This window comes from Vibrio rumoiensis (genome assembly GCF_002218045.2).
Classification (GTDB): domain Bacteria; phylum Pseudomonadota; class Gammaproteobacteria; order Enterobacterales; family Vibrionaceae; genus Vibrio; species Vibrio rumoiensis.
The window spans coordinates 56,182-70,017 of the sequence record NZ_AP018687.1 but is presented as its reverse complement, the minus strand read 5'-3'; the positions used below and the strand labels follow the sequence as shown (position 1 = coordinate 70,017).

At 55.6% G+C, this 13,836-nt stretch carries 12 protein-coding genes and 2 pseudogenes; 8 read left to right on the top strand and 6 right to left on the bottom strand.

All coding sequences use genetic code 11. From position 1 onward, the window contains the following. Positions 1 to 28 precede the first annotated feature (28 nt). Positions 29 to 904 (top strand): DNA replication terminus site-binding protein, encoded by an 876-nt coding sequence (locus tag VRUMOI_RS18200; protein ID WP_022635564.1) that lies wholly within the window; start codon positions 29 to 31, stop codon positions 902 to 904. A 105-nt stretch (positions 905 to 1,009) separates the two neighbouring features. Here VRUMOI_RS18200 and VRUMOI_RS18195 read toward each other — a convergent pair whose 3' ends face one another. From VRUMOI_RS18195 to VRUMOI_RS18185, 3 genes are all read right to left on the bottom strand, one after another. After that, positions 1,010 to 3,976, bottom strand: coding sequence for a Tn3 family transposase (locus VRUMOI_RS18195; RefSeq protein WP_060784211.1), 2,967 nt, complete (start codon positions 3,974 to 3,976; stop codon positions 1,010 to 1,012). A 2-nt stretch (positions 3,977 to 3,978) separates the two neighbouring features. Beyond that, positions 3,979 to 4,539 carry a recombinase family protein gene (locus VRUMOI_RS18190; protein ID WP_089140477.1) on the bottom strand — a complete coding sequence of 187 codons (561 nt, stop codon included), beginning with the start codon at positions 4,537 to 4,539 and terminating at the stop codon, positions 3,979 to 3,981. Between the two features lie 256 nt (positions 4,540 to 4,795). Beyond that, a complete protein-coding gene (locus VRUMOI_RS18185; RefSeq protein WP_055396456.1) occupies positions 4,796 to 5,779 on the bottom strand; it encodes an NAD-dependent epimerase/dehydratase family protein in 984 nt (327 codons plus the stop codon). A gap of 96 nt (positions 5,780 to 5,875) precedes the next feature. Here VRUMOI_RS18185 and VRUMOI_RS18180 point away from each other — a divergent pair. Beyond that, positions 5,876 to 6,046: pseudogene (locus tag VRUMOI_RS18180) on the top strand (helix-turn-helix domain-containing protein); the annotation flags it as partial. Positions 6,047 to 6,096: 50 nt separating this feature from the next. Here the strand turns inward: VRUMOI_RS18180 and VRUMOI_RS18175 are convergent. Continuing rightward, the gene (locus VRUMOI_RS18175; RefSeq protein WP_010791742.1) at positions 6,097 to 7,089 is read right to left on the bottom strand and encodes a cation transporter; all 993 of its coding nucleotides are present in this window, start codon (positions 7,087 to 7,089) and stop codon (positions 6,097 to 6,099) included. A 163-nt stretch (positions 7,090 to 7,252) separates the two neighbouring features. Between VRUMOI_RS18175 and cadR (VRUMOI_RS18170) the strand changes: the two genes are divergently transcribed. Then, positions 7,253 to 7,672, top strand: coding sequence for a Cd(II)/Pb(II)-responsive transcriptional regulator (gene cadR, locus VRUMOI_RS18170; RefSeq protein ID WP_010791743.1), 420 nt, complete (start codon positions 7,253 to 7,255; stop codon positions 7,670 to 7,672). 22 nt (positions 7,673 to 7,694) lie between these two features. Here cadR (VRUMOI_RS18170) and tnpC read toward each other — a convergent pair. Next, a pseudogene (gene tnpC, locus VRUMOI_RS18165) lies at positions 7,695 to 8,516 on the bottom strand (IS66 family transposase); the annotation flags it as partial. Positions 8,517 to 9,007: 491 nt separating this feature from the next. Between tnpC and VRUMOI_RS18160 the strand changes: the two are divergent. The 3 genes from VRUMOI_RS18160 (at position 9,008) to VRUMOI_RS18150 (ending at position 11,810) form a co-directional block, all read left to right on the top strand. Further along, on the top strand, positions 9,008 to 10,498 hold the full coding sequence (locus tag VRUMOI_RS18160; RefSeq protein WP_011787801.1) for a SulP family inorganic anion transporter: 1,491 nt from the start codon (positions 9,008 to 9,010) through the stop codon (positions 10,496 to 10,498). 34 nt (positions 10,499 to 10,532) lie between these two features. After that, positions 10,533 to 11,387 (top strand): universal stress protein, encoded by an 855-nt coding sequence (locus tag VRUMOI_RS18155; protein ID WP_011787802.1) that lies wholly within the window; start codon positions 10,533 to 10,535, stop codon positions 11,385 to 11,387. Between the two features lie 90 nt (positions 11,388 to 11,477). Continuing rightward, positions 11,478 to 11,810, top strand: a complete 333-nt coding sequence (locus tag VRUMOI_RS18150) for a TraR/DksA family transcriptional regulator (protein WP_011787803.1) — start codon at positions 11,478 to 11,480, stop codon at positions 11,808 to 11,810. Between the two features lie 94 nt (positions 11,811 to 11,904). Here the strand turns inward: VRUMOI_RS18150 and cadR (VRUMOI_RS18145) are convergent, their stop codons facing one another. Then, positions 11,905 to 12,312 carry a Cd(II)/Pb(II)-responsive transcriptional regulator gene (gene cadR / locus VRUMOI_RS18145; protein WP_004364961.1) on the bottom strand — a complete coding sequence of 136 codons (408 nt, stop codon included), beginning with the start codon at positions 12,310 to 12,312 and terminating at the stop codon, positions 11,905 to 11,907. Between the two features lie 95 nt (positions 12,313 to 12,407). On the opposite strand from cadR (VRUMOI_RS18145), the gene VRUMOI_RS18140 reads away from it, so the two are divergent. Further along, entirely contained in the window at positions 12,408 to 13,304 is an 897-nt protein-coding gene (locus tag VRUMOI_RS18140) for a cation transporter (RefSeq protein WP_089140476.1), read from the top strand. A gap of 3 nt (positions 13,305 to 13,307) precedes the next feature. After that, positions 13,308 to 13,820 (top strand): signal peptidase II, encoded by a 513-nt coding sequence (gene lspA, locus VRUMOI_RS18135; RefSeq protein WP_089140475.1) that lies wholly within the window; start codon positions 13,308 to 13,310, stop codon positions 13,818 to 13,820. Positions 13,821 to 13,836 lie beyond the last annotated feature (16 nt).

Below are 13,836 nucleotides of genomic sequence, written 5' to 3'. Positions count from 1 at the left end.
TAGAACAAACCCACACACAGGCGGCAACATGGCTAAAAACTTCATTTCAGAACAATTCTCGGCCATGTGCCGGGACTTAACGAACCTGTCTTCCATTATCAAACGACTACCACCACGGTACGCAAAAGTTGCGGCCATCCCCCCTACCAGAAAGGGAATGGAGAATGAGCGTATCAACAATATTGTCGTGACGGAACAAATAGGACGCGAAGCTCTTGAACTCGCAGCGCATAGCTACAAAGATCTGCACATCAACCCAGACTATTCGCAGAAGTCCGCCAGGCGCACAGTGGGGGTCCTATGGTTCTCCCCTTCCAAAGTCGGGCTGGCTGCTGAAATTGCTGCAACAGTTGATCGTATCAATGCGGCCAAAGCCGGTATAGAAGAGTTCATTATCTCTACATACCCCTCCAGGCAAGAGCGGTTTGAAGCACTTCGAGTAGACTGCCCTGGAGTAATGACACTTCACCTTTACAGGCAAATCCGATGCTATTCCAGTGGCGACATCGACTCTATCCGCTTCACCTGGCAACGGAAGGACTCTTTAAAGAAGCCTGTGAAAGAAGAACTCTTGCAACGAATAAGAGAGGAGCTTGAACGCTCTGGTGCTGACTATCAGCTTCCCCTTGAACAACTTATCCAGAGGATAGTCAGCACTCCAGAGCCTTACCTCCGGGAGCGAAGGGAGGTAAAAGTGCAGCCGGTAGCAAACGTCATGGCCGCAGGCGTACTCAAAACCGTTACCGCGCCCATGCCCCTGATTCTGCTACAAGACAAGGATGTTGAGCTCAAAATGCTTCGCAGCTTCGACGCATCAGAACAGCGCAAAACACGATCAGATAAGTCGGCTTCTGAAATCCTTGGCACCTTTGGCGGCGTCACCATCGAATCTACCCCTGAGTAAACGTGACCATGTAACAAAACCCTTCTCAGCACGGAAGGGTTTTATCCAGACGAAATAATTTCAATCTATCTTGGGGTCGTCTCAGAAAACGGAAAATAAAGCACGCTAAGCCGGATGCAGTGGTCGCAGCGGCCGGAACTTGCCTGCGCCGATCTTGGCGCTGCTGCGCCAGAGGTAATCGCCGGTCAGGTTGATGTGCTCCCAGCCGAGCGGCGACAGGTATTTCAACAGGCCGTCATCGACCGCTTGACCGTGGCCGCGTAGTGCGTTCGCTGCCCGTTCCAGATAGACCGTGTTCCACAGCACGATGGCGGCCGTCACCAGGTTGAGGCCGCTGGCTCGGTAGCGCTGCTGCTCGAAGCTGCGGTCGCGGATTTCACCCAGGCGGTTGAAGAACACGGCGCGGGCCAGCGCGTTGCGGGCCTCGCCCTTGTTCAGCCCGGCATGCACACGGCGGCGCAGCTCGACGCTTTGCAGCCAGTCCAGGATGAACAGCGTGCGCTCGATACGCCCCAGCTCGCGCAGGGCCACGGCCAGGCCGTTCTGTCGCGGGTAGCTGCCGAGTTTGCGCAGCATCAGCGAGGCCGTAACCGTGCCTTGCTTGATCGAGGTGGCCAGCCGCAGAATCTCGTCCCAATGGGCGCGGACGTGCTTGATGTTGAGCGTGCCGCCGATCATCGGTTTGAGCGCGTCATAGGCGGCATTGCCCTTCGGGATGTAGAGCTTGGTGTCGCCCAGGTCGCGGATGCGCGGCGCGAAGCGGAAGCCCAAGAGGTGCATCAGTGCGAAGACGTGATCGGTGAAGCCCGCCGTGTCGGTGTAGTGTTCCTCGATCCGCAGGTCGGATTCGTGGTACAGCAACCCGTCGAGCACGTAGGTCGAATCGCGCACGCCGACGTTGACCACCTTGGTGTGGAACGGCGCGTACTGGTCGGAGATGTGGGTGTAGAACGTCCGCCCTGGGCTGCTGCCGTATTTCGGGTTGATGTGGCCGGTGCTTTCGGCCTTGCTGCCGGTTCGGAAGTTCTGGCCGTCCGACGATGACGTGGTGCCGTCGCCCCAGTGCTCGGCGAAGGGATGCCGGAACTGGGCGTTGACCAGTTCGGCCAGCGCCGTCGAATAGGTTTCGTCGCGGGTATGCCAGGCTTGCAGCCAAGCGAGTTTGGCGTAGGTCGTTCCGGGGCAGGACTCGGCCATCTTGGTCAGGCCGAGATTGATCGCGTCGGCCAGGATCGTGGTCAGCAACAGATTCTTGTCCTTGGCCAGATCGGCCGATTTCAAGTGTGTGAAGTGGCGGGTGAAGCCCGTCCACTCATCGACTTCGAGCAGCAGTTCGGTGATCTTGACGTGCGGCAGGATCATGGCCGTTTGGTCGATCAACGCCTGCGCGGTGTCGGGCACCGCTGCATCCAGCGGCGTGATCTTCAAGCCCGACTCCGTGATGATGGCGTCGGGCAGCTCGTTGGCCGTCGCCATGCGGTTGACGGTGGCGAGCTGCGTTTCCAGCAGCATCAGCCGGTCATGCAGGTACCGGTCGCAGTCGGTGGCCACGGCCAGCGGCAATTCGCTGGCCTGCTTGAGGCTGGCGAATTTCGCGGTCGGCATCAGGTAGTCCTCGAAGTCCTTGAACTGGCGCGAGCCTTGCACCCAGATGTCACCGGAGCGCAGCGCATTCTTCATCTCCGACAGCGCGCACAGCTCGTAGTAGCGCCGGTCGATGCCGGCGTCGGTCATCACCAGCTTCTGCCAACGTGGCTTGATGAAGTCGGTCGGCGCGTCGGCAGGCACCTTGCGGGCGTTGTCGCTGTTCATGTTGCGCAGCACCTCGATGGCATCGAGCACGTTCTTGGCGGCAGGCGCGGCCCGTAGCTTGAGTACAGCGAGGAATTCCGGCGCGTAACGGTGCAGCGTGGCGTAGCTTTCGCCGATGCGGTGCAGGAAATCGAAGTCCTCAGGTTGCGCGAGCTTCTGGGCTTCGGTGACGCTCTCGGCGAAGGCATCCCAGGACATGACGGCCTCAATGGCGGCGAACGGATCGCGCCCCGCCTGCTTGGCCTCGATCAGCACCTGGCCGATGCGCCCGAACAGGCGCACCTTGGCGTTGATCGCCTTGCCGGACGCCTGGAATTGCTGCTGATGCTTGTTCTTCGCGGCGTTGAACAACTTGCCCAGGATGCGGTCGTGCAGGTCGATGATTTCGTCGGTGACGGTGGCCATGCCTTCGATGGCCAGCGCCACCAGGGTGGCATAGCGTCGCTGGGCCTCGAACTTGGCCAGGTCGGCGGGCGTCATCTGGCCGCCCTCGCGGGCGATCTTGAGCAGCCGGTTCTGGTGTACCGACCGCTCGATGCCGGAAGGCAGGTCGAGCGCCTGCCACGCCTTGAGGCGTTCGATGTGTTCCAGCATGTGCCGCGAGTTCGGTTTGACGGGCGACTGGCGCAGCCAGGCCAGCCAAGTCGTCTTGCCGTTGTCGCGGCGCTTAAGCAAATCGTCGAGGCGATGCCGGTGCACGTTCGACAACGGCCCGGACATGGCTTCGTAAATGCGTCGGTTGGCGCGGGTGATCGCCTCGGCACAGACCCGCTCGATGGCGTTGAGCGCGGGCAGAATGATCGACAGCCGCCGCAGATGCTCGATCAAGGCGCTTGCGAGCACAATGCCCTTGTCGGTCTGCATGGCCAGCTCGGTCAGCGTGTGGACGGCCTGCCGGTAGTGGCTCATGGTGAAGGGCTGGAAGCTGAACACCGTTTGCAGTTCGACCAGGTGCTCGCGCCGGGTCTGCTCCCGCTGTCCGTACTCGCCCCAACTTTCGATATTGACCTTGATTTGGTCGGCGACCAGCTTCAACAAGGGCGGAAACGGTGGCTCATCGACGCCAAGGATGACACCAGGAAAACGCAGGTAGCAGAGCTGCACGGCGAAGCCCAGCCGGTTGGCCGGGCCGCGCCGCTGCCGGATGATGGACAGGTCGCTTTCGCTGAACGCGTAGTGACGGATCAAGTCATCCTTGGTATCCGGCAACGCCAACAGGCTTTCCCGCTCGGCGGCGGACAGGATGGAACGACGCGGCATCTCTATTGATCCAATCTCAAGTACTGATACAGGGTCTCCCGGCTGACACCAAACTCGCGGGCCAACTTCGCTTTTTGTTCGCCGCCGGCGACACGCTGCCGCAGATCGGCTACCTGTTCGGGCGACAGCGCTTTCTTGCGGCCCCGATAGGCTCCACGCTGCTTGGCGAGCGCGATGCCTTCCCTCTGACGCTCGCGGATCAAAGCCCGCTCGAACTCGGCGAACGCGCCCATGACGGACAGCATCAGGTTCGCCATCGGCGAGTCCTCGCCAGTGAAGGCCAGGCTCTCCTTGACGAACTCAATGCGCACGCCGCGCTTGGTCAGCTTTTGCACCAGGCGGCGCAAGTCATCGAGGTTGCGCGCCAAGCGATCCATGCTGTGAACCACCACGGTGTCGCCTTCGCGCACGAAGGCGAGCAGTCTTTCCAGCTCCGGACGCTGGGTGTCCTTGCCCGACGCCTTGTCGGAAAACACCTTGCCGACTTCGACGTGTTCGAGTTGCCTTTCCGGGTTCTGGTCAAAGCTGCTGACCCGGACATAGCCAATGCGTTGACCTTGCAAGATGCCTCCCAAGACGAGAATGTCAGGAAGAAATCTATGACCTTTTGCGGCATGTGTCAATAAATAACACACTGGACTCTATACTGACGTTTCAAGGCGGGCCGCCCTGACATCAGGTTAGGGTATAGATCAGGTTGACGCCCCAACTCTGGGTTTCGGCTCCCGGCCAGAAGCTGTCGTCCGGTAGGTAGCTGTGAAAGGCAGGTCTAGGTTGATCACAGTCAATCAAGCACTGTGAAATTTGCGACAGATGTCGTTAGCCATCACTGTTGACGGTGCTTAACTTGCGCACAGGCGTCGTCTGCAAGCACCCCATACCTTCCAAGGCGGCCTCCACCGCCTCATCCAGCGGCGTATGCGGCTCATGCCCAAGCGTCGAGACCAGCTTGGCGTTGCTCATCTTTACCCGCGTGCTCCACAAATAGCGCATCTGACATAGCTCTCGCAGGGTCGGTACAAAGGGCGCAGCAAGCACGGTAAGCCACCAGGGGAAGGCTCTCACTTTGGGCTTGACTCCTCCGCGCTTGACTACCACGCGGCAGATCGCTTCCGCCAACTGGGTGCCGTCTGCGTCCCAATGACCGGCCGTGTGGAAGGCGGCAAAGGGATCCAACGTGCTACGCAGCTGCAACAGCTCCACCATAGTGCGGGCTACGTCGGGTAGGTAAGACCACTGGTGGCCCATGCCGGGTGCGTTGGGCACACTAATAGACTTAACCGGCTGACCGGGCTTTAGCATGCCCTGCGAGAACCAGCTACTGCCCAGCTTGGGTCCGAAGAAGTCCCCCGCACGCACCAGGAGCACTCTGCAGTTCTGGCTGCTGGCCTGCTTCAGACGCTGCTCCATCTCCACACGTATGCTTCCCTTCCGGGTGATGGGCTGCTGCGGTGAATCCTCATGTAACGTGGGAAAGGAGCTGGGACCGTAGTTGTAGACTGTGCCAGGCAGCACGATAGTAGCTCCGTTAGCATGCGCGGCGGCGATGGTGTTGTCCAGCATGGGCAGTACCAGCTCACCCCAACGACGATAACCGGGTGGGTTGACTGCGTGCACTATGACGGAACAGCCTTCTGCTGCTGCCAGCACGTCCTCGCGGTTCATGGCGTCGCGCCGCTCAATTTGCTGCTCACCGCTTCGGCGCAATGCACGCACTGTCCAGCCAGCATCGCGTAATTGCCGAGCCATTTCGCCACCAATGCCGCCGGTGGCTCCTAGAACCAAGGCCGTGTTGCTTTCCATTCATTACCCCCGGATGTGTTGCGATGGCAAGGAGTTTCTAGCGGGCACTGCTATTAAGCAATTGACCAAGATGTGATAGTCGCCATACATTTTCGTATGACCATCAACAACACCGATATTGGCTGGGAGCTGTATCGCACCTTTTTGGGCGTACTGGAAGAGGGCTCGCTGTCCGGTGCAGCGCGCTCCATGGGAATTGCCCAGCCCACCGTGGGGCGGCATGTCGACGCACTGGAAACAGCATTGGGCGTGACGCTGTGTAAGCGGCCGGCCATCCCACCTTGGCTAGGCATCGGTGTGGGATGCCGCTAGATTGGCTATCGGAGGTTCAGGATGCGCCGGGCACCGCTGAGCACTATCAGCGCAATGACTGCGCCAATCACGAGGTCAGGGTACGAGGAGCCCGTCCAAGCGACCAAAACACCAGCGACTATCACCCCCGCGTTTGCGATCACATCATTCGCAGAAAAAATGTAGCTTGCCGTCATGTGGGCGCCCCGATCCCGCTTCTTGGCGATCAGCACCAGGCAGGTGACGTTGGCGATCAATGCGACCAGCCCGATACTCATCATGAGCATGGACGCCGGCTCACTTCCCACAACTGCCCGCCGAACGACCTCCAAAAGCGCGCCAAGCGCAAGCACGACTTGCAACCAACCAGCGATGTGCGCTGCCTTCATCTTCAAGGCGGCGGCGCGGCCCACCGCATAGAGCGCCAGTCCGTAGACCGCCGCATCGGCGAACATGTCAAGCGAGTCCGCTATGAGACCTGTGGACTGGGCGATCAGGCCAACGATCAACTCAAAGACAAACATCGCACCGTTGATAGCGAGCAGCAGCTTTAAGGTCCGAGCCTCAGAGGCATTCCCCTCTGCGTCTGGGGCCGTAGACTCGTCGCTTTGCACGCTGTCCAACACTTGCGCGCCGAGGTTGAGAGGGATGAGACGGCCCAGCAGCTCTTGCGTACTTCCCCCATGCTGCACGGTGAGTACACGGTCCTTCAGATCGAAGTCCAGTGCCGCAACAGCCGACGCATCGGCCAGCGCCATCCGAATGAGATTCTCCTCCGACGGGCAATCCATCTTCGGCACGGAGAAACGCGTCTTCCACTGCCCGCCTTCGGTGCGCCTCTCGCTTGTCAGCAGAACCGCACCCAAGTTCAGGGGCGTCAGCTTCTGGGCGATCCTGGCGGGCTCGCCCGAGTGCACCACCCGGAGCTGCCGATGGGCCAGATCGAAGGTCATCGGCCCAACCCCGGTCAGACCACCCAGCGCCATGCGAATGAGGTTCTCCTCGGAGGGGCAGTCCATTCCCGGAACTGAAAATGTGCTCTCCACGGAAGCAATGGCGCTTGGGGCCTCGTCGACCGTCTGCGAATTGCAACTGCTCGAGCAGCTACTGCTTTGACATGTACTCATGTCCCGTATTAGAAACCCTCAAGTAGCTGTAGAGTCAAGCGGTAGGTAGGCAAATATGAAAATCGGTGAACTATCGTCATTGGCAGGGTGCTCCGTTCCCGCGGTGCGCTTTTATGAAGCAGAGGGCCTTCTGCAGGCGCCCCTGCGGGCCGCCAACAACTATCGGCAATATGGCCAACAGCATGTCGACAGGTTGGCCTTCATCGTTCGGTGCCGCTCGCTGGACATGTCGCACGACGATATCCGGGCTCTGCTGCAGTTGCAGGACGACCCCGCCATGTCCTGCGACGAGGTCAATGCCTTGCTAGACGATCAAATGCGCTTGGTAGAGCAGCGAATCGCCGAGTTGCAGGCGCTGCGCAAGCAACTGCGTGCCATCCGCAGTACCTGTGCGGGAGGGGTATGCGTTGGCGATTGCGGTGCACTTGAATCGCTGCGCAGCGCCACTGGGGCAAGCTGGCCAACCGTTCGCTGAGCGGAGCCTCAAATAACGACATTCAGCTCGGTGCGAACCAACGATGCGGTAGCAACTCGTGAACCAGGCTAACCCGTTGCGTCGGCAAGCGAGCCAAAACGTCCTTGAGATACGCATAGGGATCATGCCCATTGAGTCGTGCTGACTGGATGAGCGTCATGACGGCTGCTGCCCTCTGACCAGCTCGTAGGCTGCCCGCAAAGAGCCAGTTGTTGCGGCCAATGGCAATCGGCCGAATCTGGTTCTCGATCCAGTTGTTGTCCACGGGCAGCTGTCCGTCATCGACGAACCGGGTCAAAGCCTCCCAGCGCCGCAAGCTGTAGTCCAGCGCTTTGGCGCTTGCCGAGCCTTCCGGCACCTTCTGGCGTTGCAGCACCATCCACTGGTGCAAGGCATCAAGCAGCGGCTTCGTTTGTTGTTGCCGGATGGTTTGGCGCTGATCGGTCGCAATCTCCTTGACCTCACGCTCGATCTCGTAGACCCGCGCGAACTGCTGCAGCGCGACCTCGGCGATCTGGCTTTGGTTCGCCGCGTGCAAATCGAAGAACTTGCGCCGCGCGTGCGCCAGGCAGCCGACCTCGGTCACACCACTTGCGATCAAGGCCTTGTAGCCGCTGAAGTCGTCACAGGTGAGGCTGCCTCTCCAGTCGCCCAGGAAGCGCCGGGCGTGTTCGCCCGAGCGCGATTCGCAGAAGTCGTAGACGACCGCCTTGATGTTCTCGAAGGCGCCCGTGGCATAGGCCCATAGGTACGCCCGGTGCGCCTTGCCGTTGCCCGGCTTGAGCATGGACACCGGCGTCTCGTCGGCATGCAGCACGCGGCGCTGCAGCAGCTCTGTGGCTAAATTTGCCCAACGCGCCGAAAATGTAAAGTTAGCTTTATAACTAAGCTCTTGAGCTAAATTAAGCCACTGTTTTTTTTGTTTTTAATGTGGAATTTATCTGGTTACGCTCATTAACACTGAATTTAAGTCGTTACAGCTTACCGGATCATAGTTAATCTGATTTTGGTCCTTTGACTTTCAACGACCTGAACGGTATCCTTACCTAACTCTATATTGTGTTTCTGTATATAGCTAAAAATCAAAATTTTACTCATTTTACCTGTTGTAAGGATAATTTCTGTAATGAGCTTTAAGCCGCATTAGTTTAACCCCCTTCATTTTGGATCGCTCAGATCCGTTCGTAGTATCTACCCTTCGGTAGCTTTTGTTGTACCTCCATAAATCTAATATTGATTCGTCACGTTGACGAAAAAGCTCTTGTCTTTGCACATCTGTGTATATGGCTAGCGTTAGCTTTTGTTATTGATTTAATTTTAATCAGAGTGAGTAACATGATTCAAACCATGAAAAAAGAGTGGTTCTCCAATATACGCGGAGATCTGTTAGCCGGTATTGTGGTAGCGCTGGCGTTAATCCCTGAGGCAATTGCCTTTTCTATTATTGCAGGTGTCGATCCTAAGGTCGGCCTATATGCTTCATTCTGTATCGCTGTGGTTATTGCCTTTACTGGTGGCCGTCCTGGCATGATCTCTGCCGCAACAGGCGCGATGGCACTGTTAATGGTGACCTTAGTAAAGGAACATGGCCTTGAGTATTTACTCGCGGCGACCTTATTAACCGGTGTGCTGCAAATTGCTGCGGGTTACTTAAAACTCGGTAGCTTGATGCGTTTCGTCTCCCGCTCTGTGGTGACGGGTTTTGTGAATGCACTGGCGATTCTGATCTTTATGGCCCAGTTGCCCGAACTGACCAATGTGACTTGGCACGTATATGCGATGACGGTAGCTGGCCTCGGTATCATTTACCTATTCCCACTCATCCCTGTGATTGGTAAATCCGTACCTTCGCCTCTCGTGTGTATTGTCGGATTAACGCTTTTTGCGGTTTATATGGGGTTAGATATTCGTACTGTCGGCGACATGGGACAACTGCCTGATACTTTACCTATTTTCCTCTGGCCTGAAGTGCCCTTGACCCTTGAAACTCTGATGATCATCTTCCCTTACTCGGCCGGCCTTGCCGTGGTGGGCTTGCTGGAATCTATGATGACCGCCACCATAGTTGATGACTTAACCGATACCCAAAGCGATAAGAATCGCGAGTGTAAGGGCCAAGGTATTGCCAATATCGGCGCGGGTTTAATGGGCGGTATGGCTGGTTGCGCTATGATTGGTCAGTCGATCATCAACGTTAAATCGGGTGGTCGCGGACGTTTATCATCCTTCGCTGCAGGCGTTTTTTTACTTGTGATGGTGGTGTTTTTAGGAGAGTGGTTAAAGCTTATTCCTATGGCGGCACTGGTTGCCGTGATGATCATGGTGGCTATCGGTACATTCTCTTGGGATTCAATCCGTAATCTTAAGCATCATCCTATGTCAACCAACCTTGTGATGGTGGCGACGGTTGTGGTCGTGGTCGCTACCCATAACTTAGCAATTGGGGTATTTGTAGGTGTATTACTCGCGTCCCTATTTTTTGCTAATAAAGTGGGACGTTTTATGGTGGTTAAGAGTACAACGACTGCTGCTGACACTGGTCGCCATTATCAGGTTATTGGACAAGTCTTTTTTGCTTCATCAGATAAGTTCAGTAATTCATTCGATTTTAGGGAAGTGGTTGATAAAGTGACTATCGACTTATCTCAAGCACATTTTTGGGATATTACCGCGGTATCGGCCCTCGACAAGGTAGTGATTAAATTCCGCCGCGAGGGGACTGAGGTTGAGTTGATTGGCCTTAACGAAGCCAGTGCCACCATAGTCGATAAATTTGGGGTACACGATAAGCCAGAAGAAGTTGAAAAAATGATGTCTGGTCACTAAGCCATTAGCAACACAACAACAAAGGAATAAAACGATGACAAATGTGATTGCTTGTATTGACGGTTCAAATGTGACATCCGCTGTATGTGATGCCAGTGGCTGGGCCGCCTTTCAACTGAATGCCCCTGTAATCCTATTACATGTATTGGATAAGTCAGCCTATCCGATAGAGTCAGATCTGTCGGGAAATATTGGCCTAGGTACACGGGAGCACTTGCTCAATGAAATGGTTGAGCTCGAAGCGCGCCGGGGCAAGCTGGCACTCGAGCAGGGTAAGTATATGTTGCAAGATGCGCAAACGCGCATCGTGGAGGCACAACCTGCAGTCGTGGTTAAAACCTTGCAGCGTCACGGCGATTTAGTCGAAACCCTGTTAGAGCAAGAATCCCATGCCAGATTGGTGGTGATGGGGCGTCAAGGGGAGCAACATCAAGATCAAGCGCAGGCGATTGGCAGCCATCTAGAAAACGTCATTCGCACAGTTAAGCAGCCTATTTTAGTGGTGATGACAGAGTTTGAAGCACCGAAACGATTTATGATTGCCTACGATGGCAGCATTACTGCGAAAAAAGCCCTTAATCAAGTGCTAACAAGTCCACTCTTAAAAGGGCTTGAATGTCATTTGGTGATGGTGTCTGATGCTCAATCACAGGCGACAGCAGAACTGGCGTTGGTGACCGAATCTCTGATGGCGGCGAATTTCAATGTGGTTACCGCTGTTTGTCAGGGAGAAGTTCAAACGGCTCTTGAGATCTATCAACTTGAGCATCACATCGATCTTATGGTGATGGGGGCCTACGGCCATTCGCGGATAAGAGAGTTTTTTGTGGGAAGCAATACCACAAAGATGATCAGTAAAAGCCATATCCCATTATTATTATTGCGCTAACAGCTATTGATATTGCACTAATCAGTATCCAAGACGCTGGTTAGTGCATAGTAATAGAGATAGGTTCTGACGCTTAAGTTTGGAGGTGAAATGAACGAGCAGCTAAAGCAACAACTGCATTTACAGTTACAGCAAATGCTGGAAAGTTTGTTAGCGCAGATTGCAGCACAAACGAGTGATGTGCAAGTTGTCGAACTTGACCAATCACGACTCGGACGTCTTTCACGTATAGATGCATTGCAAGGACAGCAAATGGAATTAGAAACTGCGAGACGCAAGCAGCATCAGTTACAAGTTATTGAAGGTGCATTATTGCGCATAAATAGCGATGAATATGGCAGCTGTTTTGTCTGTGGTGAAGATATCGATTTGAATCGGCTTATGTTTGATCCTACCGTGACTCGCTGCATTAACTGTTCGTAGAAATATTGGGTAAGCGGATTAAATGGTTGATCTTACCTTTGCATGAGAGTGAGACAGACCGGCATCTCATCGGATTATCTGGTTGATGCTTCACCTACTGCTGGTGCATGTTTCCTTCGCTAATTCCAGCAAGAACCCCACACGCCTCAACTTCCCGGTCATCGTTGCAACTCGCTCTCAGTGAAACGAGTTGTTTCTCAAGCGCTTGCAGAGCGGTTATCTGCGACCGCACATGAGAGATGTGATCATCGAGCAAGGCGTTGACGGCGGTACAAGGCTGATGAGGGTCGTCCTGATAGCTCTGTAGTTCGTGAATCTCAGCCAGTGACAGGCCCAGGATTCTGCAGCGACGGATGAAGGCCAGCCCCTCACCATGCTTCTCGGTATAGACACGGTAACCGTTGTCCTGCCGATCAGGCGGCGGCAACAAGCCCTGCTGTTCATAGAAGCGGATCGTCTGTGTTTCGACCCCTACCAACTGCGCCAACTGACCAATGCGCATCAGCCTCCTCCCCAACGGATTCTTTACTCTATTGACCTTATAGTAGCTTTATAGTTTTAAATGGTACCACAACATTGTTCAAGTGGAGTCGTATCATGAGCAAATCCTGTGGTGGCGCCTGTGGCGGTGATGCAACGTCCGCAGCGGATACCGATATACAGGCCTCCTCCGAGGCGCCAGGGAGATGGGTCAGTGTTTATGCCGTGCCGAAGATGGACTGTCCATCAGAAGAACGAATGATTCGCCTAGCCCTGAACGGCTTTGAGGAGATTCGGGCGCTGTCCTTCGACTTGTCGAACCGCCGGCTGAAGGTCGTGCATGACGGCGAGGTCGAGCCCGTCACCTCGAAACTGAAGACCTTGGGGCTAGGCGCCTCGCTTCAGGAAACCGTCGCTGCAAATCCGGAGACCATCAAGGCCGCCGAGTTTTCGGCAGCTTCTGCTAAGCAAGAATCCGGGACCCTGCGCTGGTTGCTCGGCATCAATGCACTTCTGTTCGTGGTGGAAATGACTGCCGGTCTGATCGCCCAGTCCACCGGCCTGATTGGAGAATCCCTGGACAATTTTGCCGATGCGGCGGTGTACGGGCTTGCCCTTTATGCGGTTGGACATAGCGTGAAAATGCAGGTACGTGCCGCGCATCTTGCTGGTGTACTGCAACTGATCTTGGCTGTGGGCGTGCTCGTAGAGGTGGTGAGACGCTTTGTATTCGGTAGTGAGCCTGAATCGCTGGTGATGATGGCTATCGCATTCGTCGCATTGATTGCCAATACCAGTTGTCTGCTGCTCATATCCAAACATCGGGAAGGCGGGGCGCACATGAAGGCAAGCTGGATATTCTCGGCCAACGACGTGGTGATCAACCTGGGGGTCATCACCGCCGGCGCCCTGGTCGCGTGGACCGGTTCCAATTATCCGGATCTGATTATCGGCATCATCGCGGGGGGCATTGTACTTAACGGTGCCAGACGCATTTTGGCGTTGAAGGGTTAAATAATGCTCATTATTGGCAAAAAGCTCTCGCCGTATGCCCTATTGTCCATATCGGGCCTGCTGGCAGCGTCTGATCAGGCTGTAAAGTGGCTGGTGCAGCAATCAATGGCCTATGGCGAGTATGTTTCGGTGACCCCGTTCTTTAACTGGGTGCACCTATGGAACACAGGTGCCGCATTCAGTCTTTTTGCGAATGGTGGAGGCTGGCAGCGCTACTTTTTTATCGGAATCGCGGTAGTGGTCTCGATTTTTCTGATCAACCTGATCCTTGAAAATCGTCATAAAGGAGAAGCCATCGCTTACAGTCTTATCCTCGGTGGCGCCATGGGCAACCTGATTGACCGGGTCTTTCGCGGCTATGTTGTGGATTCCTTTGATTTCTATTGGCGAGATTGGCATTGGCCGGCCTTCAACCTGGCTGATATTGCAATTGTCCTCGGTGCCTTACTTTTCGTTTCCAGCAGTTTGTTGGGTAAAAAAGCAAACACCAATGCCGAGCCGGATGGATCTGACTGACACCTACGCCTATACA